Origin of the sequence: Acinetobacter rudis, assembly GCF_031157835.1 — a bacterium.
GTDB lineage: Bacteria > Pseudomonadota > Gammaproteobacteria > Pseudomonadales > Moraxellaceae > Acinetobacter > Acinetobacter rudis_A.
Genome location: NZ_JAVIDR010000010.1, coordinates 32,218 through 56,090, shown reverse-complemented (window position 1 = coordinate 56,090; position 23,873 = coordinate 32,218). Strand labels below are relative to the sequence as shown.

The following is a 23,873-nucleotide window of genomic DNA, read 5'->3' as shown; positions in this document are numbered from 1 at the left end:
TTTTTTTTTAAATCAACACATCGATAATTCCCGATATCTCTTTTTAACGAAATAAGGTTTAATGATGAAAGCAGCTGTTTTAAAATCTTTTGGTGATTCAAACCAATTTGAATATTGTGATGTAACTAAACCTACCCCAAAAACAGGGCAAGTATTAGTCCGTGTATATGCGACTTCAATTAATCCCCTAGATTATCAGGTACGTAGAGGTGACTATGCAGATCTTGTACCCTTACCCGCTATCACTGGACATGATGTATCAGGAGTAATTGAAGCAATTGGTGAGGGTGTAAACCTTTTCTCAGTTGGGGATGAAGTTTGGTATACCCCCCAAATATTCAATGGTTCAGGAAGTTATGCTGAATACCATGTTGCTGACGAAAATATTGTGGCAAAGAAACCAGCCTCATTAAATCATCTTGAAGCCGCAAGTTTAAGCTTGGTTGGTGGTACTGTTTGGGAAGGGCTGATTACACGAGCTAATTTGCAAGCAAACGAGACAATATTAATACATGGAGGCGCTGGTGGCGTTGGGCATATCGCTATTCAAATAGCAAAAGCTGTTGGTGCCAAAGTATTTACAACAGTACGTGAAATGAATCGACAATTTGTGCATCGACTTGGGGCCGACGCAATTATTGACTATGAACATGAAGATTATGTTGATTTCATCATGAAAGAAACTCATGGACAAGGTGTAGATGTAATCTTAGACACAATTGGTGGTCATACCTTATCCAAAAGCCCAGATGCGCTAGCCCAATTAGGTCGAGTTGTCAGTATTGTGGATATAGACCAACCACAGAATCTTATCCAAGCTTGGGCTAAAAATGCGAGTTACCATTTTGTTTTTACAAGACAAAACCGTGGAAAACTGGATGAATTAACCACCTTAGTTGAACGTGGTCAATTACGCCCACACATTGGTGCAATTTATTCACTAAAAGACATTTCACTCGCTCATGCCCGTTTGGAAAGTAAAAATAACGGGATACAAGGGAAAATTGCAATTGACGTTTTCACAGAATAAAAATACCCCCTTTAGTGAAGGTGAAACCATGTGTAAACGTAAATCATAGACAAGAAAAAAGCCCTTGTTTTCACAAGGGCTTGATTCAGAATTTGGCGGAAGCGGTGAGATTCGAACTCACGGAGGACTCGCGCCCTCGTCGGTTTTCAAGACCGGTGCATTAAACCACTCTGCCACGCTTCCATGTGCGCAAGAATACAAAGCTTCTTGCTCTTATACAAGTAAAATTCATAAAAAAATGTTCAAGTGAATAATGTTTCAACAAAAACCTTATATTTTGGCTGCTAATTCAGCACCTTCACGGATTGCACGCTTTGCATCAAGCTCTGCTGCCAATTTAGCTCCACCAATAATATGGTATTTTGCAAATGTTTTCTCATCTTGCTTTGGCATCAAATCTGCAACAGACTCCTGTCCAGCACACACGACAACCGTATCTACACGTAACAATTGATCTTGGCCATTGATATCAACCCAAATACCTTCATCGGTTACAGCCTTGTATTGCACACCACGTAGCATTTTTACTGCATGTTTCTTCAATTGTGCGCGATGTACCCATCCAGAAGTCTTACCTAAACCTGCTCCCAAAGCCGTAGTCTTGCGTTGCATTAAATAAATTTCACGTATTGGTGATTCAACTTCAGCAGTTTGTAGACCACCTTCAGAAACATAATTTGAATGTTGATCAACCCCCCATTCACGCTTCCAATCCGCAATTGTTTGTGGTTGGGGTTGATGTTCAGGCTTTAATAAATATTCTGAAACATCAAAGCCTATTCCTCCAGCACCAATCACAGCAACACGCAACCCCACAGGAGCTCCTCTCAATACTTCAGCATAAGACAATACTTGAGGTGCGTGACTACCCTCAATCTTCAGTGCACGAGGAATAACACCTGTAGCAACAATGACCTCATCAAATCCTTCACGTTCAAGTTGCTCTCGATTAACTTTGGTATTTAATCTTAATTCCACGCCTGTTAATTGAATTTGACCTTTGAAATAACGAATTGTCTCATGAAACTCTTCTTTACCAGGGACAACTTTCGCCAAATTAAATTGCCCACCAACCTCGCTGCTGGCTTCAAATAGGGTCACTTGGTGACCACGCCCTGCAGCAACGGTTGCAGCCGACATACCAGCAACACCAGCACCAACCACGGCGATGCGTTTAGGACGTTTTGTTTTGATATAAACCAACTCAGTCTCATAAGCGGCTCTTGGATTGACTAAACATGTAGCACGTTGATTCTTAAAGGTGTGATCTAAACAAGCCTGATTACATGCAATACAAGTATTAATCTCTTGAACACGATTAGTTGCTGTTTTACTTACCCAATACGGATCGGCTAATAATGGACGTGCCATTTGCACCATATCAGCTTGACCTTGTGCCAAAATTTCTTCTGCTGTATCGGGCATGTTAATGCGGTTTGATGCAATAACGGGTAACGAGACGTGTTTCTTAACCTCAGCAGTATAATCAACAAAAGCCGCTCTTGGGACAGATGTTACAATAGTAGGAATACGTGCTTCATGCCATCCAATACCCGTATTCAATAATGTAACACCGACTTTTTCTAAAGCTTGAGCAACAACGATAACTTCGTCCATAGTATTACCGTCATGTACCAAATCGAGCAGGGATAAACGGAAACTGATAATAAACTTTTCACCCACTTTGGCACGAATGGCTTTCACTATTTCTACAGCAAAACGCATGCGATTTTGAATATCTCCGCCCCAACAATCTTCACGCTGATTCACATGTCGACTCAGAAATTGGTTAATCAAGTAGCCTTCTGACCCCATCACCTCAACCCCATCATAACCTGCACGTTTTGCCAAACTCGCTGTATGTGCAAAATCTTCAATGGTTTGTAATATTTGTTTTTCAGTTAATTGGCGTGGTTTAAAAGGTGAAATAGGCGATTTTATGGGGCTTGCTGAAACGACGAAAGGCTGATAACCATAGCGTCCAGCATGCAAAATCTGCATTAAAATTTTCGAACCATGTTTATGTACTGCATGGGTTACTAATCGATGAGGAACGATATCCCCTAAGTGGTTCATCGTACCACCTGCGGGTAATAACCAACCTTGGCGATTGGGCGATATCCCACCAGTAATAATCAGGCCCACTCCGCCCTTAGCACGCTCTTCAAAATAAGCTGCAAGCTTAGGATAATTATAAAAGCGATCTTCTAATCCAGTGTGCATGGATCCCATCACCACACGGTTCTTAATCGTTGTATAACCTAAATGTAGAGGTTTTAAAATATGTGCATAGCGAGTTGTCATGATGAGTCCTTCAAATATTGGCTTTGCAACTTGTTGCATAATACTCTAACCGAAATTTACATATTATTGATGACTTCTCGGTCTATTTATTTTTATGTTGCTGCCAATTGAATACGATAGAAATATATGACTGTATATTGCTATTAATGCTTAATATACCAATGTCCTTGTTGATCACGATCACCCAGTATTTTTAACACCAATACTAAGCTCAACAGGAGCAATAAATACCAAGAACCAATTTTACCCAGTCCAACCATATGCCAAGCGTCAATCTGGCTTGGGTATAACCAAATTTGATAAAAAGTACTAATATTCTCTGCAACCCAAATGATTACAGCCAAAATGAGAAGTACCAATAACATAGGACTATGAATTTTATAATTGCCTAGGTTAAATTGCACTCTCGTTTTATAAAATAAAAGAACACTCCAAAGGAATAAAAAATAACGAAAATCGTAAATTACGAATTTAGTCATAAAATTTAAATAAGATAATACAGCCAAACTCATCATGGCGGTAAAACTAGGTAAATGGTCAAATTGCACTTGTAATAAACGAATACCGCGAGAAAAAAAACTACCCACGGCTGAATACATAAAACCTGCGAACAAAGGCACAGTAATTATTTTAAACACCGATGGTTGTGGATAATACCAAGAGCCAATAACAGGACTAGTAAGCACAATCTCCATGACCATGGCCATTACATGAAACAATGCAATAACCTTCGCTTCATTCCAAGACTCTAGCTTGAAATAGAGCATGGTAAACTGAATCATTAATGCAAAGAATAATAAATAATCGTAACGATAAAATCCAAAGTAAGCCGTATCATCCATAGAAACACTAAGGACAAATGCCAAAAGCAGCAATATCCCAAACACAGCCGCCGAAGCGGCTAAGCTGGAAAAACGTATAAGATTAATGATCACACTCATGTGATAAATTCTCAAAGCAAAACTTATTTCAGATACTGAGCACTATACTCATGTACAGTATCTACAAAGATTTTTGGTTGCTCTGGATTAACCCACTGTGTAATACCATGTCCTAAGTTTGCGACATAGCCTGTAGTCTCACCACCGGCATAAGCATCATCAAGCATTGCTTTTACTGCTCTTTCAATTTCTGACTTAGAACCATATAAGGTTGCTGGATCTAGATTACCCTGTAAAGCAACACGGCCAGCAACGGCCTGTCTCGCAACATTTAAAGGTGTGGTCCAATCTAAACCTAAAGCATCAGCACCAGTCATTACCATTGGTTCAAGCCATTGACCACCACCTTTAGTAAATAAAATTACAGGTACTTTACGTCCCTCTTTCTCACGCTGTAAGCCTGCCACAATTTTCTGCATATAACGTAAAGAGAAGTCTATATATTGTTGATGTGCTAATGCACCTCCCCAACTATCAAATATCTGAACGGCTTGCGCACCTGCATCAATTTGCGCATTTAAATAGTCGATTACCGCATCAGCAAGATGATCAAGTAAAGCATGCAAAACCTCAGGTTGACGGTAAAGCATTTCTTTACTAAAACGAAAATCTTTGCTTGATCCACCTTCGATCATATATGTGGCCAATGTCCAAGGACTACCAGAAAAACCAATCAATGGTACTTGTCCTGATAATGCTGAACGAATAGCAGATACTGCATCCATAACATAGGCTAAATCAGCTTTAGCATTCAACTTGGTTAAATTAGCAACATCTTGTTCAGTACGTATGGTTTTATGAAACTTAGGTCCTTCGCCAGCCTCAAAATATAATCCGAGTCCCATTGCATCTGGCACAGTAAGAATATCTGAAAATAAAATTGCAGCATCCAACTCATAACGACGCAAAGGTTGCAATGTCACTTCACAAGCAAGTTCGGTATTTTTACACAGTGAAAGAAAATCCCCCGCTTGACTGCGAGTCTCACGATATTCAGGTAAATAACGGCCAGCTTGACGCATCATCCAGACTGGAGTCGTATCCACAGGTTCACGTAATAAGGCACGTAGAAAGCGATCATTTTTTAAAGTCGTCATTTACTTTCCAAATCTATATTCTAAAATCGTCGCCATCATAACAAATGCACCCCAATATAGTAATGCTTAGCACAATGTTTCCGACTTAGTGATTAATATAAATATCGAATTAAACAAAACAAATACTGCACAGAATAATTATTTCTGTAATACTTATCGCGATTTGAATATTCCTATATGAATAAACGTTAAGGTTGATTTACATGTTCGTTCGCTCAATCCTTGCTTTGAGTCTCAGTTGTGCTTTTACTACAAGTGTTCTCGCGGCACCACAAGCAGCTGATCAGTCAAAAACTTCTGCAACCGTTGAAGATCCAATTGATCCATTAGCAGTAGATACTGCATCTGATGTAGCAAATAGCGCAATTACTCCACAAGAACAGAAAGATCTAAACCAAGCTGCAAATACGCTGCAAAAATTAGAAAAGTCTGAAAATCTAAAAGCTGATATTGCTCAAGCACCAAGTACAACAAATACAACAAATACATCCAACAAGGCTGCAAAAGCAGCTTGGACTCTCGATGGTATTAATAATGCCGAATGGTATGAAAATATTGGTCGTGGTCAATTTCCTGTGTATGCTCGCGCACATGTAATGCTTAACAATGCTCATGCTTCACCAGGTGCAATTGATGGTTCAAGTGGCATGAATACATTAAAAGCCATTTCATCTTTCCAACAAATGCAAGGTTTAGAGCCAACTGGATCTTTAACCAAAGAAACTTGGGATAAACTAATTAGTTTACAAGGGAATAAACCTGCTTTTGTAGAGTACACCATCACTGAAGCAGATTTAAAAGGTCCTTATTCAGGATCAATCCCGCGTGATTATGCTCAACAAGCAAAAATGAAAGGACTCTATTATACTGGTCCTCTCGAAATGCTTTCGGAAAAATTCCATATGGATGAAGCCTTTATGAAAAAGCTCAATCCAAATGCGAGTTTTAAGAAAGCTGGTGAGCGTATTATTGTGACCAATATTCGTAATGAGCTTCCTGAAAATATTCATTTAATTGTTGCGCATAAAGGTGTTAAACAACTTTATTTATTTAATAGTCAAAATCAAATGGTCGGTTCTTTCCCTGCAACCATTGGTAGTGCACAAACACCATCTCCAACAGGAACTTATAAAATTACTGGAGTTGCTCCAAACCCATGGTACAGCTACTCTCCAAGTAACTTTGTACAAGGAAATAATAATAAACCTCTTTCTTTGCCACCTGGCCCAAATGGCCCAGTGGGTAATATTTGGATTGGTTTAAGTAAAAAATCATTTGGTATTCATGGTACACCAAACCCTTCTTTGATTTCTAAGACAGCATCGCATGGTTGTATCCGTTTGACGAACTGGGATGCGAATGACTTAGGTAAGAAAGTAAAAGCTGGTGTTACAGTGAAGTTCCTCGAATAATTTCAATTCAGTATATGTATAAAAAACGCCCACATTTGAGGGCGTTTTTTTATGCCATTTTAATTTTTTATCCAACTCAGAAAACCTTTCCCATCATCATGACGCTAAACATAAGTTTAATTGTGTACAGATCATCAACTAATTTTTAATTTAACTAAACAACAACAATGAATAAAACATAAAGCCTAAAATCTAGGCATAACAAAACATATGTGATCACGCCAACTACATAAACAACCCAACCTTTACATTCATTAGATTTTTTAAAAAATTATATGTAGCGTCTACATCGCATACATACACCATTACCAATTTAGCTGTTCAACTTATTATAAATATCATCTAAGGATTCAAGATGAAATCAAAACAACTACATACTGGTTTTTATGGCCATCCAAGGCCACTAAAAGGACTTTTTCTAACCGAACTGTGGGAACGCTTTTCTTTTTATGGTATTCGCCCACTCTTAATTCTCTACATGACTGCTTTTATTTTTCAAGGTGGCATGCAAATGAGCCGAGCTGAGGCTTCTGCATTGGTCGGGCTTTTTGCTGGATCTGTCTATTTTATGACGATATTAGGAGGATGGCTTGCAGACCATTATTTAGGTCAAATTCGTGCCGTGTATATTGGTGCAATCCTGATGTCTATAGGCCATTTTTGTATTGCCCTGAATGCTTTTTTTTCGAGTACCTTTTTTTACCTAGGATTGGTCTTTATTGCTCTAGGTTCAGGTCTTTTTAAAACCTGTATTGCTGTAATTGTTGGTTTGCTCTACCAAGAAGCAGATCAGCGTCGGGACTCAGGCTTTCTTATTTTCTATACGGGAATAAATATTGGTTCGTTTATTGCTCCATTAATTACAGGGCTATTAGCTGAGCATATTAATTGGCATGCTGGTTTCATTGCTGGCGGCTTAGGTATGTTATGTTCAATGCTTATATTTCGTTTTTATTGTATAAAACAACTTAAAAACTTTAACCAAGACCTGATTAGTAACAATGGCTTGGACTCCCCCATTTCACCACACCCCTATGCAGCAAAACTCATTTATGGCTTGGTGACTATCCTAATATTTTTAATAATTGCCGTTCATCAAGCTTGGATTACTCTCCATCCTATATTTTTAAGCCGTTATTTGACCATTAGTATTGTTACAACAGTCTTTATTTACTTTGGCTATATGCTTTTTTTTGCAGGATTAACTTTTCATGAAAAAACTAAAATTATTTTATGCTTTATTTTATTAATGGCTGCTGCCTTATTTTGGTCTGCTTTCGAGCAAACCTACACTGTATTTAATCTCTTTGCATTAGAACATACCAATCGTAATCTATTTAACTTTCAAATTCCCACCATTTGGTTCCAATCAATTAACCCACTCTTCGTCATCACCTTATCACCTGTTTTGGCTTGGGTATGGACTGCTCTTGCAAAGCGACATTATCATTTAACGCATCTCAGTAAATTTATCTTGGCACTTCTCTTTGCAACAGCTGCATTCCTAGTACTCGCATTTGCCTGCCAATCACTGCTTAATAGTCAGCAAAGTCATCCACTCGCTTCACCTTGGTGGCTGGTGAGTAGTTTTTTCTTACTCACATTAGGGGAGTTATGTTTAAGCCCAATTGGCTTATCAGCCATGACAGAACTGGCTCCTGACAAACTGCGTGGACAAATTATGGGGCTTTGGTGTACTGCTATTGCTATTGGTAATTTGTGTGCAGGCTTAATGGGCAGTGAAATCTTAGCCCAATCTTTTAATGAAATGTCAGGCTTACTCTACCGATATAGCTTGATCTTACTGATTGGAGCCATACTTTTGTTTATACTTAAATTTCCTCTAAATAAGATGCTTGCTAAGCCCTCTCGTTGCGGATAAAAGGAATATATATGCTTACGCTCTCTACAACAGATAAACTTAAACAACTCCGTGACAACATGAAAGAACAAGGCATCAATGCTTGGTTACTCATGAGTGCAGACCCTCATCTTTCTGAGTATTTGCCAGAGCACTGGAAAATAAGGGCTTGGTTATCTGGTTTCACAGGCTCTGTAGGTACCATCATTGTTACTGCCAATTTTGCAGGTCTTTGGGTTGATGGTCGTTATTGGTTACAAGCAGAACAACAACTTGCAGGCAGTGGGATCAGCGTACAAAAACTCACGGCAGATCCTCAAAGCACGCATCTTGCTTGGATAAAACAGCACCTACAATCAGGAGATACGCTTGCAATAAACAATCAAATTATATCTGTACAACAATTTGGCTTACTTGAACAAATTTCCCAACAATACAATATTCAGCTTTATACGCAATCAGATCTAATTGATGAACTTTGGTTAGATCGACCAGCATTGCCTGTACAAACAGTACACATGATGGCAGATGGCCTCAATGCATTAACACATCTTGAAAAAATAGAAGCCCTTCGAGAAATCCTAGCGACAAAACAAGTTGCCAGCTTATTTATTTCATCTCTTGATGATATCGCATGGATTTTAAACTGCCGTGGTTGTGATGTTGAATACAATCCTGTTTTTTTAGCGCATTTATATATTGATCAGTCTCGTATTGTATTATTTATTGCCCCAAACAAACTCAAACCTAAATTAATCCAACAGTTACAACATGATGGTGTTGAAATCATCGATTATACTCAGTCAGCCCCTTTTCTCTCTCAACTACAACAAGACAGTATCTGGCTTGACCCCACAAAAGTATCTGCATTTCACCAAGAAGCACTCCCTAAAAGTGTAAAAGTCCACCATGAACTCAATCCGAGCACTAGACTGAAGGCATCTAAACATCCTTTAGAAATTCAACATATCCGCAATGCCATGCTTAAAGATGGAATTGCCTTATGTCACTTTTTTACATGGCTTGAACAAGCAATATCTGAAAAGATTGAGTTAAATGAACTTGATATTGATAAAAAACTCACAGCTTATCGTGCACAACAATTGGGGTATATTGGACCTAGCTTTGCTACTATTGCAGGTTTTAATGCCAATGGTGCTCAACCGCACTATCGAGCAACAACAGAACAGTTTAGCCCCATTCATGGTCATGGTTTGCTTCTTATAGACTCAGGGGCTCAATATCATGACGGTACTACAGATATCACTCGAGTTGTTGAAGTTGGTCAAGCAACTGCTCAACAAAAAAAGGACTATACACTCGTCCTCAAAGCACATATTGCACTATCACAAGCTGTCTTTCCAGAAAACCTCGCCGCACCACTGCTTGACTCAATTGCACGGCAAGTTTTATGGCAACAAGGATTAGATTATCGGCATGGTACAGGCCATGGTGTCGGTTTTGCACTAAATGTACATGAAGGGCCACAAGTCTTGTCATATTACGCACCCATTACAGCTGATTCAGCCTTAAAAGCTGGGATGATTGTTTCCAATGAACCTGGACTTTATCATGATGGCCAATATGGCATTCGTATTGAAAATTTAGTCACTGTGCAAAATAAAGTTGTTCCCACAGTGCATTATGGGCAGTTCTTGCATTTTGAGAATCTAACTTTATGTCCTATTCATCAACAATGCATTGTAAAAGAGCTTCTCAATGAAAGTGAAAAACAATGGCTAAATAACTACCATCAATCTGTTTATCATTCACTTGCACCCTATTTAACGGGTTCAGTACTAGAATGGCTGACACATCAAACACAAATGATTCAATAACACATTTAAGCTATTTCTATGCGTTAATCAGTCTATACAAGGAACCTCGGTTCCTTAAAGACACCTAAACAAAATACCCTTCACGAATAAAATGAGATAAGGCATTTACAGTAAGAAAAAATACCCTGACCAAATACGTCATAGCATTAATCAGGGTATTTGATAGATCTTAATGAATTATTTCACTTCTTTAACATTAAAACTACGCTCCTTAGAGAGCTCAATAATACCTTCATCCCCTTTAGTATGAACTGATACGCCATTCTCACCTTTTAATAACATACCACTGCCTGCTGGAGATTCTTTTAATGCATAGCTATTACCCTCTGCGTCTAATAAAGTTGCACTGGCAAAATTATCTTTGGTCGTTAGGATAAATTCCTTCTTATCTTCAGTTTCATATTTTACACTTGTTGCATTTGAGTCAATCACACCAATCTGTGAAGCTGCGGCGGCATCTGTTTTAGTCGTCTTATTTTGGTCTGCTTGACTACATCCACTCATAAAACCTAATGCCAAAAGCGATGAAATAAAAAGTAATTTTTTCATTAAAATTCCAATCATTAGAAACATTTACTTAATCATACTACGATCAAAAACAATGGACAAAACGAATAACAATTCACTGCAAAATCTTTTCAAATTTATTCGATTTTATTCTGATCTACTCATTCTATGTCGCTTCCACAAACTTAACAGTATGATCTTCTAGCAATAAAAAACCTCACAATGAGTGAGGTTTACTGTAAAAAGCATGTACTAAACAACATGCTCTTTAATTTCGAGATTCATTTCAACCACAGTCAAATTAACGTACTATGCCTCGTTTTGACTGGGCTAAAGAATCAATCAAAAGCTGAGCCTCAGCAACTTGAGGAACAATTTCCGCTTGTATTTGAGCAATTGCTTCTTCCGTGGTCAAGCCTGATTTAAAGATTAATTTAAAACACTCTCGCAAACCATGAATTGTTTCTTTAGACCAACCTTTACGCCGCATACCTTCAACATTTAATCCAAAAGTACGCGCAGGATTTCCAGAAACCATCGTATATGCAGCAACATCTTTAAGAATTAAAGATGCACCACCAATCATACTGTACGAATCAATTTTACAAAATTGATGAATCCCCGAATTACCACCGACCACAACATAATCACCAGTATGCACATGTCCAGCAACGCCGACATTATTGGCGAAAATGTTATGGTTGCCGATAACACAGTCATGGGCAATATGAGTATTGACCATAAGTAAGTTATGACTGCCGATTTTTGTCAAAGACTGATCCTGAACAGTTCCTCGGTGTAAACTACAATGCTCGCGAATTTGGTTATGGTCACCAATTTCAAGCCATGTATCTTCACCTTGATACTTCAGATCCTGACAATCCTCACCAATACTGGCAAATTGATAGATCTGATTGTGTTCACCAATACGTGTATTTTTGGCAATCACAACATGAGAGTAAATTTTAGTACCAGCACCAATGCTGACATTTGGTCCAATAATTGTGTATGGACCGATACTAACATCAGAAGCAATCTGAGCGGTTGGATCGATAATTGCGGTCGTGTGGATTAATTCGTTATTACTCATACCTGCTCTAATTTCTGATGAGAAATGATAATTTCAGCCGTCGCTGCAATCTTGTCATCTACGCAAGCAGTACATAAATATTTATAAATACCGCGCTTTTGCATAAGAAGTTCAGATTTTAGCACCAATTGATCGCCTGGAACGACTTGTTTTTTAAAGCGAACTTTTTCTGCACCAGCAAACAAAAACAATGAACCTGGTTGAGGTGTTTCATTGTTCATAATAAAACCTAAAACACCTGAAATTTGCGCCATTGCTTCAACAATAAGTACGCCAGGCATAATCGGATAACCAGGGAAATGCCCCTGCATAAATTCTTCATTAATCGTGATATTTTTATAACCAACAATACCATTCTCGGTTACATCAGTTACACGATCAACCAGCAAAAATGGATAGCGGTGTGGTAGATATGAACGAATAGTTTGAACATTCATTGGTAGTTCAGGAACCGTGAACGGTAAGGCTTTAGTCTCAGTCATAGTTATTTACGCAACTTAAAATTAGTTTCAAGGGACTCAATTCGAGCCTGCATATGATCAAGTTGTTTGACCATCTTGGTCAATGGCACATCTGCTAATTGTCTAAGGCGAACCACCGTTTTTTTCCATTGAGCAGTTTCTGACATTGCAGTACCGGAAGAATAACTACCTGCTTGTAAAATATTTTTTGTGACCATTGACATACCCGTAATTGTCACATTATCACAGATATTTATATGCCCTACGACACCAACAGCACCTGCAAAGACACAGTTTTTGCCAATCGTTGTACTACCAGCAATACCACACTTAGCAGCCATTGCTGTATTTGCACCCACTTTAACGTTATGTGCAATTTGCACAAGATTATCAAGAATCACACCATCTTCAAGAATGGTATCTTCAAGTGCACCACGATCAATACTGCAATTTGAGCCTATACGTACATTATTTCCAATACGGACAGAACCTAATTGTGCAATACGATGCCACTGACCTTGATAGGGTGCAAAACCAAAACCTTCCCCACCAATGACGGTATTTGCATGAATACGCACATTATTTCCCAATTGCGCAGCAGCTGTAATGAGCACATGTGATTCAATTAAACAGTTTTGACCAATCTCAACCCCGTCATCTAAACGAACATGTGATTGAATAATGGTATTATCACCCACAACACAATGTTCACCGATCACTGCATAATGCCCAACATAAGCATTGTCAGCGATGATCGCTGAAGCTGCTATTTGCGCTGTATGCTCAATACCTCGGCGTGAAAATTTAGTTTCAAAGTGATGAGTTAACTGAGCAAATGCTAAATATGGGTTATCAACTACAATAAAGTGCTGATGTTTCGACAGTTGCTCTTTAAGGGCGGCAGTAACAATCAATGCACCTGCCTGAGAATGAATGGCTTTATCTAGATACTTCTCACCATTAACAAAAGATACTTGCTCGGCCTGAGCGTACTCAAGACTAGCAAGCCCACTGACTTGAATCTTGCTGTCGCCAATTACAGTACCATTGACGACATTAGCAAGTTCATTTAATGAATAACAATTTGACTTCATTGATTATTTAATTGCATTAACCTTTTGAGTCATTTTATCAGTTAAATCGAATTTTGGGTCATAAGATAAAACAGCATTTTTGTTCATTACCATATCTAAACCGCTTTCTTGGCGCAATTGTTCAGCAACTTGCTTTACACGTGCTTCAAAAGTTTTATTTGTGCTTTGAATAGCAGCCTGTACTTTAGTTTGAACAGCTTGTTGAATCGTTTGGAACTCAGTTACTTTTGCTTGATATTGCGATGCAAGTTGCTCTTTATTCGCCCCTGGTTGAGTTGCTTTTTGCTGCAATGCTTCTATTTCTTTGCCAATTTGTTCAAGCTTTGCAGTTTGTGGTTTAACTGTTTGTTCTAAACTCGCATTTTGCTGTTTTAAATATTGGCTTGCAGTCACTACTTTTTCTAAATCGACTACACCATAACCTGCAGCATTTGCTAAACCAGACACCGCCATACCTAAACCAAGAACCAATAGATTCATTTTTTTCATGTTTTATACCTTTTAAACATTTACAACTATTTTAAACAACAAGAAATTGAAAGCGGTCGTTAGAATGTACGACCGATTTCAAATTGAACCGCTTTTGTTTTATCGCCTTCTTTATCATTCAATGGGAATGCATAACTGAGTGATAATGGGCCAATCATGGTAATCCAAGTGAAACCAACACCAACACTATAACGCATATTACCAAAATCTAACTCATTGTTATCTTTACAGTATTGCTTAGCATCAACAATTTTACCATTGCCGAAATTTAGCTGACCGCGTGGAACATCACACTGGGTATCAAAGACTTGTGCGCCTTCAGCAAAGATTACAGGACGTACTTGACGTGCCCAATCCCCTTTAAATGGAATAGGAAGTGCAAGCTCTGTACCAAACTGAATTAAAGCGTTACCACCCACTTCTTCAGGGTTCCAATCCACTGCACCAATGGCATCATAAACCACACCAGGATATTTCGGACCTAGAGTACTGTTGTCATAACCACGAACCGAACCAAAACCACCGGCATAGAAGTTTTTATAGAATGGTAAGTCATTACCATAGCCCAACTTACCATAGCCACGAAGAACAAAGTCTTTACCCAAAGAGAAATAAGTTTGAGCTTCATAAGTTAATTTTTGATATTCAACATCACTACCAGGGAGAGCAATCTCACCGTTTAAGCGATGCAAAGTACCACTGGTTGGGAAAATTGGACGGTTTAAGGTGTTATAAGACCAACCTAGGTTTAAGTTATAAGTTAAGAATTCACCTTGAAACTCACCATGATATGTGACAGGGGGCACGACAACCTTCTTAACGCTATCAAAGCATTCCCTTTCCGCATTCAACTCAGAACCAGCTGGACATTGAGTCTTCGCCTCTCCTGTCGCTTTACCACCATTACGCAATAAATAATCACGTACATAGGTCGATACATACTGACCCGTAGTTACTTTCGTATTATCAATGTTTAAACCAGCACTAATATTTTGGTTTTCATCAATTGGATAACCAAAACTTAAACCACCACCCAAACTATCTGTAACGTAGTTGTTGACGTTATAACTACTGTTTAATTTAGTCTTACGATAATATGCGTTATAACCACGACTCACCCCATCAATGGTGAAGTATGGATCAGTTACACTTAAGTTATAGTAATCTTGTGTTTCTGAACGCGATAAATCAATGGCTACACGATTACCCGTACCAAAGAAGTTGGTTTGACTTAAACCTGCTTGGAATGTCACACCACCACTTTGCGAGAAACCGACAGCTAAAGTACTAGTACCAGAGTGTTGCTCTTCAACATTAATATTTAAATCAACTTGGTCTGGTGCATTCGGTACACGAACAGGTTGAATATCAACTGTTTTAAAGAAACCAGTTCGCTCTAAACGCACGCGAGAAAGGTCAATTTTTTCATTACTGGCTAATGCACCTTCCATCTGACGCATTTCACGACGTAATACTTCATCAGCTGTCTTTGTGTTCCCAGCAAAGTTAATACGACGAACTGTAACTTGTTGACCTGGATTAATATAATAGTTCAGATTTACTGTATGCGTTTCAGGTAAAATTTCAGGCACAACGTTAATATCTGCATAGTAATAACCAGCATTACCATATTTACGTGAGAGTAATTGCTTTACAGCATTCACGCGTTCCTGCGAATAAATGTCACCATCTTTATATACTTGCAGAGCTTTAAGCTCATCCATTTTATAGAGAGCATCACCTAAAAACTTAGTTTGACCAAATTTATATTGCTCACCTTCATTAACAGATACCTCAATAAAGATATTCTTTTTATCTTCACTAATATTTAAATTAGAACTGTTAATTTCAAAATTGATATAACCTTTGTTTAAATATAATGCACGTAAAGCTTCCATACTGGCAGCCATTTTCTCACGCGCATAACGGTCATTACGCGTAACAATAGATGCCCAGCCACTTTCTTTTAATGCAAAGGCTTGCTTAATTTCATCATCTTTAAATACGGTATTACCAACAATATTGATATCAAATACTTTTGCGGCCTTACCTTCTTGAAAGTTAATATCTAATTCAACACGGTTATTTGGGCGTGCAACTGTATCCACTTTAATTTTGGCATCGTAGCGACCTTGCTGCGCATATTGCTGCTCAAGCTCTGTTTCCAAAGTTTGCAATGCTGATTTTTTCAGCACTTCACCTTCAGCTAAGCCCATTTTCTTTAAACCTTCTTGTAAGGCTTCTTTAGGAATAAGCTTATTGCCTTTAAAGTTGATTTTAGAAATGATTGGGCGTTCAACAACATCAAAAACGAGCACACCATTTTCTTCACGCGCTTTAATGTCATCAAACAAGTTCGTTGCATAAAGCGCACGAATTGCATCAGCAATTGCTGGATCAGACACGCGATCCCCACTATTAATTGGGATCATGGTTAAAACATTTTTCGGAGTTAAACGAACTAAACCGTCAACACGTATATCACGTGCAATAAATTCATCCGCTGCATATACTTGTTGTACTGCAGCCATCGCACTAACGAGTGCCAATGGCATAAATAAATATGAGTGCTGCATGCCTGTTTTTTTCCAAAAAAGTTAATTTTCCAACAATTACATTATAAACGCATAAAATCGTTAAATATTGCAAGAAGCATCATACTTCCGAGCAGTACCATACCAATTTTGAGTCCAATAATTTGTATATTTTCAGATACAGGCTTACCCCGTATCGCCTCTATGATGTAATAAACCAAATGTCCACCATCCAACATTGGAATCGGGAGTAAATTTAAAATTCCTAAGCTCACGCTCATCAGTGCCATGAAAGAGATAAATGTTTGCCATCCCATTTCAGCACTTTGTCCTGCAACTTTCGCAATGGTAATTGGACCAGATAAATTTTCTAGGCCAATCATACCACGTACCATTTTTACCATAGAGTTTAGGATCATAGTAGAAAGTTGACCAGTTTTTTCTACTGCAATCACAAAAGCTTCAGCAGGATTATATTGAATTGTTTGTTTATATTCAGCTGGAATTGTCACTTTTGTCTGCTGCATTTTAATGCCGAGCATGCCTTTGACTTGCCCCATATCATCGCGATGTCCTTGTGGCATAACTTGTAGCTGTACAGTTTGCCCTTTTCGTAATACATCAATATTCAACATTTTTTCTGGAGAATGCTGTACTAAACGAATAACATCAAAGCTATCATGCATGGCTACACCATCAATAGCAGTGATTTGATCACCTACATGCATACCTTGGCGAATTGCAGCACCATCTTCACTCAATTCACTAATAACAGCTGGAACTGATGGGCGATAAGGTAAAAAGCCAAGCACCTCCATAGGAGATTGACTTTGGTCCTTAATGAATTCTTGAATAGGTAATGCTGCTGTTTTTTGCTCGCCACCACGGTTAAATTGCACATAAATTTGACCAGTTTCACCAACACGATCTACCAAGGCGTAATTAAGCTTTTCCCAAGTTTCGGTTGACTTACCATCAATGGCTGTAATTTTATCCCCAACTTTAAGTTGAGTTGCAGCAGGTGTGTTCTCTAAAACTTTACCAATACGTGTATTCAACTGTGTCTGTTCTGGTAAAAATAAAATCCAAAACAGCAGTACTGCAAAAATTAAATTAATAAGAGGTCCAGCAGCAACAATAGCAATACGCTTCCAAGGTGATTGGCGATTAAAAGCCAAATGGCTTTCTGCCTCGCTGACATTCCCTTCACGCTCATCAAGCATTTTTACATAGCCACCTAATGGCAATGCAGACAATTGATATTGAATACCTGATTTTTTTGACGTCCATTTTAATACTGTAGGGCCAAAGCCAATGGAGTACACCAAAACTTTAACACCAAGTTTACGTGCAACCCAATAATGTCCAAATTCATGTATTGCAATGAGTGGACCTAAAAGGAATATGGCAGCAGCAATAATAAAAAGGACATTCATGTTCAGCTTCCCAGTCGACTGATATATTGCGCAGTAACTTGGCGTGCAAGTTTATCGGTATGCAAAATCAAATCTATTGATTCTGCAGCAACATTTTGGACTTGATTTAGGGTATGTTCAACTGTTTGTGCAATATTTAAAAAACCGATTTGTTGTTTTAAAAATGCAGCAACGGCAACTTCATTTGCTGCATTGAGTACAGCAGGCATAATTCCACCTGCTTGCATTGCTTGACGTGCCAATTTCAATGCAGGAAAGCGTACCAAATCAGGAGCTTGGAAATTAAGTTGAGTATGAGTAAAGAGATCTAAGGGCGCAACATCAGTTGAAATCCGCTTTGGCCATGCCAACGCATGCGCAATTGGTGTACACATATCAGGGTTCCCCATTTGAGCCAATGTAGAACCATCCACATATTGAACCATTGAGTGAATAATACTCTGAGGATGCACAACAACTGTAACAAAATGTTCTTTTATTGAAAACAAATGACAAGCTTCTATTAACTCCAGCCCTTTATTCATAAGAGTGGCTGAATCAACGGAAATTTTTTGTCCCATCGACCAATTTGGATGTTTGCACGCTTGTGCTGGAGTTACATGTTGTAATTGTTCTAAGCTTGTTGTTAGAAATGGGCCACCAGAAGCTGTCAATAATATTTGTGAGACACCCAACACTGGTTCACCTTGCGGATTCAACTGCATATAGTTAGCAGGCAAGCACTGAAAAATTGCATTATGCTCTGAATCGACTGGTAATAGTAAAGCCTTTGACTGATGTGCTGCACGCATCATCAATTCACCAGACATCACTAATGCTTCTTTATTTGCCAATAACACTCGCTTACCAGCTTTAATTGCAGCTAAAGTAGGCAACAGACCTGCAGCACCAACAATTGCAGCCATAACCACATCAACTTCTGGATGAGCTGCAATTTGCTCCAAGCCGCTGTTATCGGTTAGGATTTCAATATTTTCTAGCTGATATTCTTTAAAATATTTAGTTAATTCTGCAACTCGCTCTGTCGGAACTACAACCACTTTCGGTCGATGTTTCTGACAGATGGCGGCCAATTCAGCCATACGGCTATAACCACTGAGTGCATAAACTGAATATTGTTCTGGATGTTGAGCCAAAACCTTTAGCGTGCTTTTCCCAATGGAACCTGTCACGCCAAGAATACAAACTGCTTGTGTCATTTAAAGATCTACACCAATAAGTTTTAAAACACATAAACCTGCTGCAAAAACAGGTGCTGCAGCAAGCAACGAGTCAATACGATCTAATACTCCGCCATGACCAGGTAAAATACGACCTGAATCTTTTATACCTGCACGACGTTTAATCATTGACTCAAAAAGATCACCTAATACTGAACTAAAAACAGTAATTACGGATAGAATAAAGAACAAGATATGTTGTAAAAGTGTCACTTTTAAGAAACTCACCTGCACAACAATAATGACCAGCATTACGGTCACTACCCCACCCATTAAGCCCTCAATAGACTTATTTGGACTAACTTTAGGTGCAAGTTTTCTTTTACCCATTTTACGACCAACAAAGTAAGCACCACTATCTGCCCCCCAAACCAAAAGGAACAAATACATTAACCACCATGGTGAACTGTGCCAAACATCAAAAATTGCGGTTACCGCAGCGCTAATTAACACTACGCCAATAATATTCAAACTGGTATTGTACCAACCATCATATTCTGGATAAGACTTCACCCAATTAATACTCAATATCCACGTTAAAATAGATGCTGTCCATAATAGCAATGCTAAGTCACCAAGGTATAAAGCCAAACCTGAGAACAAAGCAGTAAATAGCCCAAAAATCGCCGCCTTGGACTTATTCACATTGACACTACGATGTGGCATTAATTTTGACCATTCATAACCGGCAATGCCAGATGCAATGATCATGAGCACATACATTGGATATTCTGAAGTTGTTGCAAACATACAGCTAAGTACAACCGCAACCAATACCAATGCGGTGATTATCCGCTCTAACATTACTTTTTCTCTATTTTCTCATGTTGAATTTGTTCTGAAGTCTTACCAAAACGCCGCTCCCGCCCCATGAATACATTAACCGCATGACCAAATTCCGTAGTGGTAAACTCTGGCCATAGTGTCTGGGTAAAATACAGTTCAGCATAAGCCGCTTGCCACAAAAGAAAATTTGACAATCGGTAGTCTCCACCTGTGCGAATTAATAAATCCACCGCAGGTAAATCCCCTAAACTTACATAACGTGAGAACAAATCACTGTCGACCTGTTCGGGTTCGAGTTTGTTTTCCTTCACCTCGACTGCAATTTTCTGTGCAGCTTGTGCAATATCCCACATACCACCATAACTCACTGCAATAGTAAGTGTCATGGCAGTATTGTGTGCTGTACGCTGTTCTGCTTCCTGCATTAATTCACGTAGATCTGCAGATAATCGACTTCGGTCACCAATAAATCGCAAAGAAATCTGAAACTTTTCCATACGTGGAATTTGTTCACGAATTGTCTCATCTAATAAATGCATGAGCAATTCAACTTCTTGCTGTGGACGGTTCCAGTTTTCACTCGAAAAAGCAAAAACTGTCAGAGCCTTGATATTTATTTCACGACAATATTCAACAATGGGATCGAGAACATTTTTGCCCTCTCTATGCCCATCGCCTTTATCAAGTTGATTTTTTTTGGCAAAACGATTGTTGCCATCCATAATGATGGCAACATGTTGAGGCGCAGTTGCGTTGTCATTAGACATGCAAATTTAGACCTTCATCAATTCAGCTTCTTTCGCTGCTAAACGCTTATCAACTTCAGCAACATATTTATCTGTAATTTTTTGAACATCATCACCTGCACGACGCTCTTCATCTTCAGAGATTTCTTTATCTTTAAGCAATGACTTAAAATCACCTAAAACATCACGACGTATATTGCGAATTGCTACTTTGGCATTTTCAGCCTCAGTACGTGCAACTTTCTGCATATCACGACGAGTTTCTTCAGTTAATGCTGGTAAAGGAACACGAATAGAATCTGCAGTAATTGGGTTTAAACCAAGATCACTTTCACGAATAGCTTTATCAATTGCAGAAACCATTGTACGCTCAAATGGTTGAACGATCAGTGTACGTGAATCTTCAACACCCACGTTTGCCACTTGGTTTAACGGCACATCAGAACCATAGTAAGGAACCATGACCCCATTTAAAATTGATGGGTGTGCACGGCCAGTGCGTACTTTTGCGAATCCTTGCTCCAAAGACTCTAAAGTCTTTTGCATACGAGATTCACTGTCTTTTTTAAGATCGTTAATCATATGATCTTCCTTACTATTTATTCAAAATTAAAAATTTAAAAGTTGCAGTATAAAGTGCTTTACGGCAGAGGTCACGAATTTGTCACCAAGGTTCCTTCTTTTTCACCCATAACAACCGAAAGCAAAGCACCTGACTTGTTCATATCAAAAACTTGTAAGGGCACATTGTGATCACGACACAAACAGATTGCAGTTAGATCCATTACACCAAGCTTTTCATCTAGAACCTGATCAAAACTTAATTGATCATATTTCACTGCATCATCATATTTACTCGGGTCTTTGTTGTAGACGCCATCAACTTTAGTTGCTTTAAGAATCAACTTCGCTTCAATTTCAATACCACGTAAACATGCTGCTGTATCTGTTGTAAAGAATGGGTTACCTGTACCTGCTACAAATACACATACCTCACCTTGAGACAAATGACGGATTGCATCACGACTCGAATAGGATTCAACAACAGTACCTATTGGCAAAGCAGACATCAAACGAGTTTTGATATTGCGACGAACTAAAGCATCACGCAAAGCCAAACCATTCATCACAGTTGCAAGCATGCCCATTTGGTCACCTGTTACACGACCAACTAAACCATCTTTTTGTAATTGGCTACCACGATATAAATTTCCGCCACCAACAACAATACCGACTTGCACACCTAGGCCAACCATGTGTGCGATTGATAAAGACATCTGATCGAGCACTTGAGCATCAATCCCCATATCCTTATTACCAGCAAGCGCTTCGCCTGATAATTTTAATAAGATTCTAGAATAACGTGGATTTTTCGAATCTGACATCTGTTTAACTCCGCAAATATGTTAATAAACGCCACTGAAAGGTGTTCTGTTAAAGCTTAGGTTGATTTTATTTGGATTAGTTTTGCAAATAAATCGTACTCATCGGCATCTGTAATTTCAACTTCAAGTAAATCACCTGCTTTAATAAGTGATTTATCAATGTCTTCTACAAATACATTGCCATCAATCTCTGGTGCATCAGCATATGAACGTGCTACAGCAACAGGAAACTCATCTTCTAGCCCATCAACCAATACTGTCATCACTTGACCAATTCGTTGTTGTAACTTAGCAGCAGAGATTTCTTGCTGAACCTGCATAAAACGTTCATAACGTTCTTGTTTTACTTCTTCTGGCACATGATCAGGTAAGTCATTTGCTGTTGCCCCTTCCACTGGAGAGTAAGTAAAGCAACCAACACGATCCAACTGTGCCTCACGCAACCAATCTAATAGCATTTGGAAGTCTTCTTCTGTTTCACCAGGGAAGCCTACAACAAATGTTGAACGAATAACTAACTGCGGGCATTTTTCACGCCAAACTTTTATACGCTCTAAAGTATTTTCGCTATGTGCTGGTCGCTTCATTAATTTTAGAATTTTTGGACTGGCATGCTGAAAAGGAATATCTAAATAAGGCAAAATCTTCGATTGCGCCATTAAATCAATTACTGCATCTACATGTGGATATGGATAAACGTAATGTAAACGCACCCATATGCCCAATTGGCCTAAAGCTTCACACATGTCGAAGAATTTAGTTTTAACTGGTTGGCCATCCCAAAAATCTAATTTGTATTTAGTATCAACACCATAAGCAGATGTATCTTGAGAAATGACCAAAACTTCTTTTACGCCTGCATTTTTCAATGCTTTTGCTTCACTCAGTACAGACCCTACTGGACGTGAAACTAAATCACCACGCATGCTTGGGATAATGCAGAAGGTACAACGATGATTACAGCCTTCTGAAATTTTCAGATAAGCATAATGTTTTGGTGTTAAACGAATCCCTTGTTCTGGGACTAAATCAATAAATGGATTATGTTTTGGTGGTGCAGGTACATATTCATGTACTGCTTCCATAACATCTTGATATGCGGCTGCCCCAGTGACTTTTAAAACATTGGGGTGCATTTCACGAATTTTGTCTTCATCTTTACCAAGACAACCTGTAACAATCACGCGACCATTTTCATTCATGGCCTCGCCAATGGCATCCAAGGACTCTTGTACTGCAGATTCAATAAAACCACAGGTATTAACAACAACTAAATCCGCACCATCATAATTCGATGCGACCTCATAACCCTCAGTTTTTAATTGGGTCAAAATACGTTCAGAATCGACCAATGCCTTAGGACAACCTAAAGATACAAAACCGACTTTGGGGGATTTCATGAATCTGTGCTCCACTAGAATGCGTGGTATTGTATGATGTTTCTGCGCATAAAAACAGGTGGAATCCACACTCTTTGCAATATGCACCATTTTGTGACTATTTTTTAATGCATTGCTCATTTAGCACCATTTTGGAACAAAAATAAATTGCAGCACCATCTACATCCGCTATATTTAAACAAAGGCGGGTAAAACACAGCGTGCTTGTGCTTTGCTTATCCTACATCGGTTTATATACATTC

General features: G+C 38.7%; 20 protein-coding genes and 1 tRNA gene. 4 read left to right on the top strand and 17 right to left on the bottom strand.

Annotated features, from left to right (window positions below; genetic code table 11):
• The first annotated feature begins 64 nt into the window (after nt 1-64).
• Entirely contained in the window at nt 65-1,030 is a 966-nt protein-coding gene (locus tag RFH42_RS10285) for a zinc-dependent alcohol dehydrogenase family protein (protein ID WP_308975502.1), read from the top strand.
• A gap of 93 nt (nt 1,031-1,123) precedes the next feature.
• Here RFH42_RS10285 and RFH42_RS10280 read toward each other — a convergent pair.
• The 4 genes from RFH42_RS10280 to hemE form a co-directional block, all read right to left on the bottom strand.
• A tRNA-Ser gene (locus tag RFH42_RS10280) sits at nt 1,124-1,213 on the bottom strand.
• Nucleotides 1,214-1,300: 87 nt separating this feature from the next.
• Entirely contained in the window at nt 1,301-3,334 is a 2,034-nt protein-coding gene (locus RFH42_RS10275) for an NADPH-dependent 2,4-dienoyl-CoA reductase (protein ID WP_308975560.1), read from the bottom strand.
• Nucleotides 3,335-3,477: 143 nt separating this feature from the next.
• On the bottom strand, nt 3,478-4,275 hold the full coding sequence (locus tag RFH42_RS10270; protein ID WP_308975501.1) for a DUF817 family protein: 798 nt from the start codon (nt 4,273-4,275) through the stop codon (nt 3,478-3,480).
• A gap of 23 nt (nt 4,276-4,298) precedes the next feature.
• Complete coding sequence (gene hemE / locus RFH42_RS10265; RefSeq protein WP_308975500.1) at nt 4,299-5,372, bottom strand: uroporphyrinogen decarboxylase; 1,074 nt, start codon at nt 5,370-5,372, stop codon at nt 4,299-4,301.
• A gap of 203 nt (nt 5,373-5,575) precedes the next feature.
• Between hemE and RFH42_RS10260 the strand changes: the two genes are divergently transcribed.
• From RFH42_RS10260 to RFH42_RS10250, 3 genes are all read left to right on the top strand, one after another.
• Nucleotides 5,576-6,784, top strand: a complete 1,209-nt coding sequence (locus RFH42_RS10260) for a L,D-transpeptidase family protein (protein ID WP_308975499.1) — start codon at nt 5,576-5,578, stop codon at nt 6,782-6,784.
• Between the two features lie 355 nt (nt 6,785-7,139).
• Complete coding sequence (locus tag RFH42_RS10255) at nt 7,140-8,666, top strand: peptide MFS transporter (RefSeq protein ID WP_308975498.1); 1,527 nt, start codon at nt 7,140-7,142, stop codon at nt 8,664-8,666.
• 11 nt (nt 8,667-8,677) lie between these two features.
• On the top strand, nt 8,678-10,483 hold the full coding sequence (locus tag RFH42_RS10250) for an aminopeptidase P family protein (RefSeq protein ID WP_308975497.1): 1,806 nt from the start codon (nt 8,678-8,680) through the stop codon (nt 10,481-10,483).
• Between the two features lie 177 nt (nt 10,484-10,660).
• Here the strand turns inward: RFH42_RS10250 and RFH42_RS10245 are convergent, their stop codons facing one another.
• The 13 genes from RFH42_RS10245 to rimO form a co-directional block, all read right to left on the bottom strand.
• Nucleotides 10,661-11,032, bottom strand: coding sequence for an NADPH-dependent 7-cyano-7-deazaguanine reductase (locus tag RFH42_RS10245; RefSeq protein ID WP_308975496.1), 372 nt, complete (start codon nt 11,030-11,032; stop codon nt 10,661-10,663).
• 259 nt (nt 11,033-11,291) lie between these two features.
• Nucleotides 11,292-12,080: an acyl-ACP--UDP-N-acetylglucosamine O-acyltransferase gene (gene lpxA, locus RFH42_RS10240; RefSeq protein WP_308975495.1), complete on the bottom strand. Its 789-nt coding sequence runs from the start codon at nt 12,078-12,080 to the stop codon at nt 11,292-11,294.
• Nucleotides 12,077-12,562, bottom strand: coding sequence for a 3-hydroxyacyl-ACP dehydratase FabZ (gene fabZ, locus RFH42_RS10235; RefSeq protein ID WP_308975494.1), 486 nt, complete (start codon nt 12,560-12,562; stop codon nt 12,077-12,079). Before fabZ ends, lpxA begins: the two co-directional genes overlap by 4 nt.
• A gap of 2 nt (nt 12,563-12,564) precedes the next feature.
• Nucleotides 12,565-13,635, bottom strand: coding sequence for a UDP-3-O-(3-hydroxymyristoyl)glucosamine N-acyltransferase (gene lpxD, locus RFH42_RS10230; RefSeq protein WP_308975493.1), 1,071 nt, complete (start codon nt 13,633-13,635; stop codon nt 12,565-12,567).
• A gap of 3 nt (nt 13,636-13,638) precedes the next feature.
• Nucleotides 13,639-14,124 (bottom strand): OmpH family outer membrane protein, encoded by a 486-nt coding sequence (locus tag RFH42_RS10225; RefSeq protein ID WP_308975492.1) that lies wholly within the window; start codon nt 14,122-14,124, stop codon nt 13,639-13,641.
• Between the two features lie 59 nt (nt 14,125-14,183).
• Nucleotides 14,184-16,556: an outer membrane protein assembly factor BamA gene (gene bamA / locus RFH42_RS10220; RefSeq protein ID WP_374990830.1), complete on the bottom strand. Its 2,373-nt coding sequence runs from the start codon at nt 16,554-16,556 to the stop codon at nt 14,184-14,186.
• Between the two features lie 185 nt (nt 16,557-16,741).
• Nucleotides 16,742-18,094: an RIP metalloprotease RseP gene (rseP, locus tag RFH42_RS10215; protein ID WP_308975490.1), complete on the bottom strand. Its 1,353-nt coding sequence runs from the start codon at nt 18,092-18,094 to the stop codon at nt 16,742-16,744.
• A gap of 2 nt (nt 18,095-18,096) precedes the next feature.
• Nucleotides 18,097-19,293 carry a 1-deoxy-D-xylulose-5-phosphate reductoisomerase gene (gene ispC / locus RFH42_RS10210; RefSeq protein WP_308975489.1) on the bottom strand — a complete coding sequence of 399 codons (1,197 nt, stop codon included), beginning with the start codon at nt 19,291-19,293 and terminating at the stop codon, nt 18,097-18,099.
• A complete protein-coding gene (locus RFH42_RS10205) occupies nt 19,294-20,118 on the bottom strand; it encodes a phosphatidate cytidylyltransferase (protein ID WP_308975488.1) in 825 nt (274 codons plus the stop codon). It lies immediately after the preceding gene.
• The gene (gene uppS, locus RFH42_RS10200; RefSeq protein WP_308975487.1) at nt 20,118-20,867 is read right to left on the bottom strand and encodes a polyprenyl diphosphate synthase; all 750 of its coding nucleotides are present in this window, start codon (nt 20,865-20,867) and stop codon (nt 20,118-20,120) included. Before uppS ends, RFH42_RS10205 begins: the two co-directional genes overlap by 1 nt.
• A 6-nt stretch (nt 20,868-20,873) precedes the next feature.
• The gene (gene frr / locus RFH42_RS10195) at nt 20,874-21,428 is read right to left on the bottom strand and encodes a ribosome recycling factor (RefSeq protein WP_308975486.1); all 555 of its coding nucleotides are present in this window, start codon (nt 21,426-21,428) and stop codon (nt 20,874-20,876) included.
• Nucleotides 21,429-21,499: 71 nt separating this feature from the next.
• Nucleotides 21,500-22,231 (bottom strand): UMP kinase, encoded by a 732-nt coding sequence (gene pyrH / locus RFH42_RS10190; RefSeq protein WP_308975485.1) that lies wholly within the window; start codon nt 22,229-22,231, stop codon nt 21,500-21,502.
• Nucleotides 22,232-22,287: 56 nt separating this feature from the next.
• Nucleotides 22,288-23,631 (bottom strand): 30S ribosomal protein S12 methylthiotransferase RimO, encoded by a 1,344-nt coding sequence (gene rimO / locus RFH42_RS10185; RefSeq protein ID WP_308975484.1) that lies wholly within the window; start codon nt 23,629-23,631, stop codon nt 22,288-22,290.
• Between the last annotated feature and the right edge of the window lie 242 nt (nt 23,632-23,873).

Excerpts from the sequence above, each read along its gene's own strand:
- RFH42_RS10285 (WP_308975502.1), top strand. The coding sequence starts at position 65 with ATGAAAGCAGCTGTTTTAAAATCTTTTGGTGATTCAAACCAATTTGAA.
- RFH42_RS10275 (WP_308975560.1), bottom strand. The coding sequence starts at position 3,334 with ATGACAACTCGCTATGCACATATTTTAAAACCTCTACATTTAGGTTAT.
- RFH42_RS10270 (WP_308975501.1), bottom strand. The coding sequence starts at position 4,275 with ATGAGTGTGATCATTAATCTTATACGTTTTTCCAGCTTAGCCGCTTCG.
- hemE (WP_308975500.1), bottom strand. The coding sequence starts at position 5,372 with ATGACGACTTTAAAAAATGATCGCTTTCTACGTGCCTTATTACGTGAA.
- RFH42_RS10260 (WP_308975499.1), top strand. The coding sequence starts at position 5,576 with ATGTTCGTTCGCTCAATCCTTGCTTTGAGTCTCAGTTGTGCTTTTACT.
- RFH42_RS10255 (WP_308975498.1), top strand. The coding sequence starts at position 7,140 with ATGAAATCAAAACAACTACATACTGGTTTTTATGGCCATCCAAGGCCA.
- RFH42_RS10250 (WP_308975497.1), top strand. The coding sequence starts at position 8,678 with ATGCTTACGCTCTCTACAACAGATAAACTTAAACAACTCCGTGACAAC.
- RFH42_RS10245 (WP_308975496.1), bottom strand. The coding sequence starts at position 11,032 with ATGAAAAAATTACTTTTTATTTCATCGCTTTTGGCATTAGGTTTTATG.
- lpxA (WP_308975495.1), bottom strand. The coding sequence starts at position 12,080 with ATGAGTAATAACGAATTAATCCACACGACCGCAATTATCGATCCAACC.
- fabZ (WP_308975494.1), bottom strand. The coding sequence starts at position 12,562 with ATGACTGAGACTAAAGCCTTACCGTTCACGGTTCCTGAACTACCAATG.
- lpxD (WP_308975493.1), bottom strand. The coding sequence starts at position 13,635 with ATGAAGTCAAATTGTTATTCATTAAATGAACTTGCTAATGTCGTCAAT.
- RFH42_RS10225 (WP_308975492.1), bottom strand. The coding sequence starts at position 14,124 with ATGAAAAAAATGAATCTATTGGTTCTTGGTTTAGGTATGGCGGTGTCT.
- bamA (WP_374990830.1), bottom strand. The coding sequence starts at position 16,556 with ATGATCCCAATTAATAGTGGGGATCGCGTGTCTGATCCAGCAATTGCT.
- rseP (WP_308975490.1), bottom strand. The coding sequence starts at position 18,094 with ATGAATGTCCTTTTTATTATTGCTGCTGCCATATTCCTTTTAGGTCCA.
- ispC (WP_308975489.1), bottom strand. The coding sequence starts at position 19,293 with ATGACACAAGCAGTTTGTATTCTTGGCGTGACAGGTTCCATTGGGAAA.
- RFH42_RS10205 (WP_308975488.1), bottom strand. The coding sequence starts at position 20,118 with ATGTTAGAGCGGATAATCACCGCATTGGTATTGGTTGCGGTTGTACTT.
- uppS (WP_308975487.1), bottom strand. The coding sequence starts at position 20,867 with ATGTCTAATGACAACGCAACTGCGCCTCAACATGTTGCCATCATTATG.
- frr (WP_308975486.1), bottom strand. The coding sequence starts at position 21,428 with ATGATTAACGATCTTAAAAAAGACAGTGAATCTCGTATGCAAAAGACT.
- pyrH (WP_308975485.1), bottom strand. The coding sequence starts at position 22,231 with ATGTCAGATTCGAAAAATCCACGTTATTCTAGAATCTTATTAAAATTA.
- rimO (WP_308975484.1), bottom strand. The coding sequence starts at position 23,631 with ATGAAATCCCCCAAAGTCGGTTTTGTATCTTTAGGTTGTCCTAAGGCA.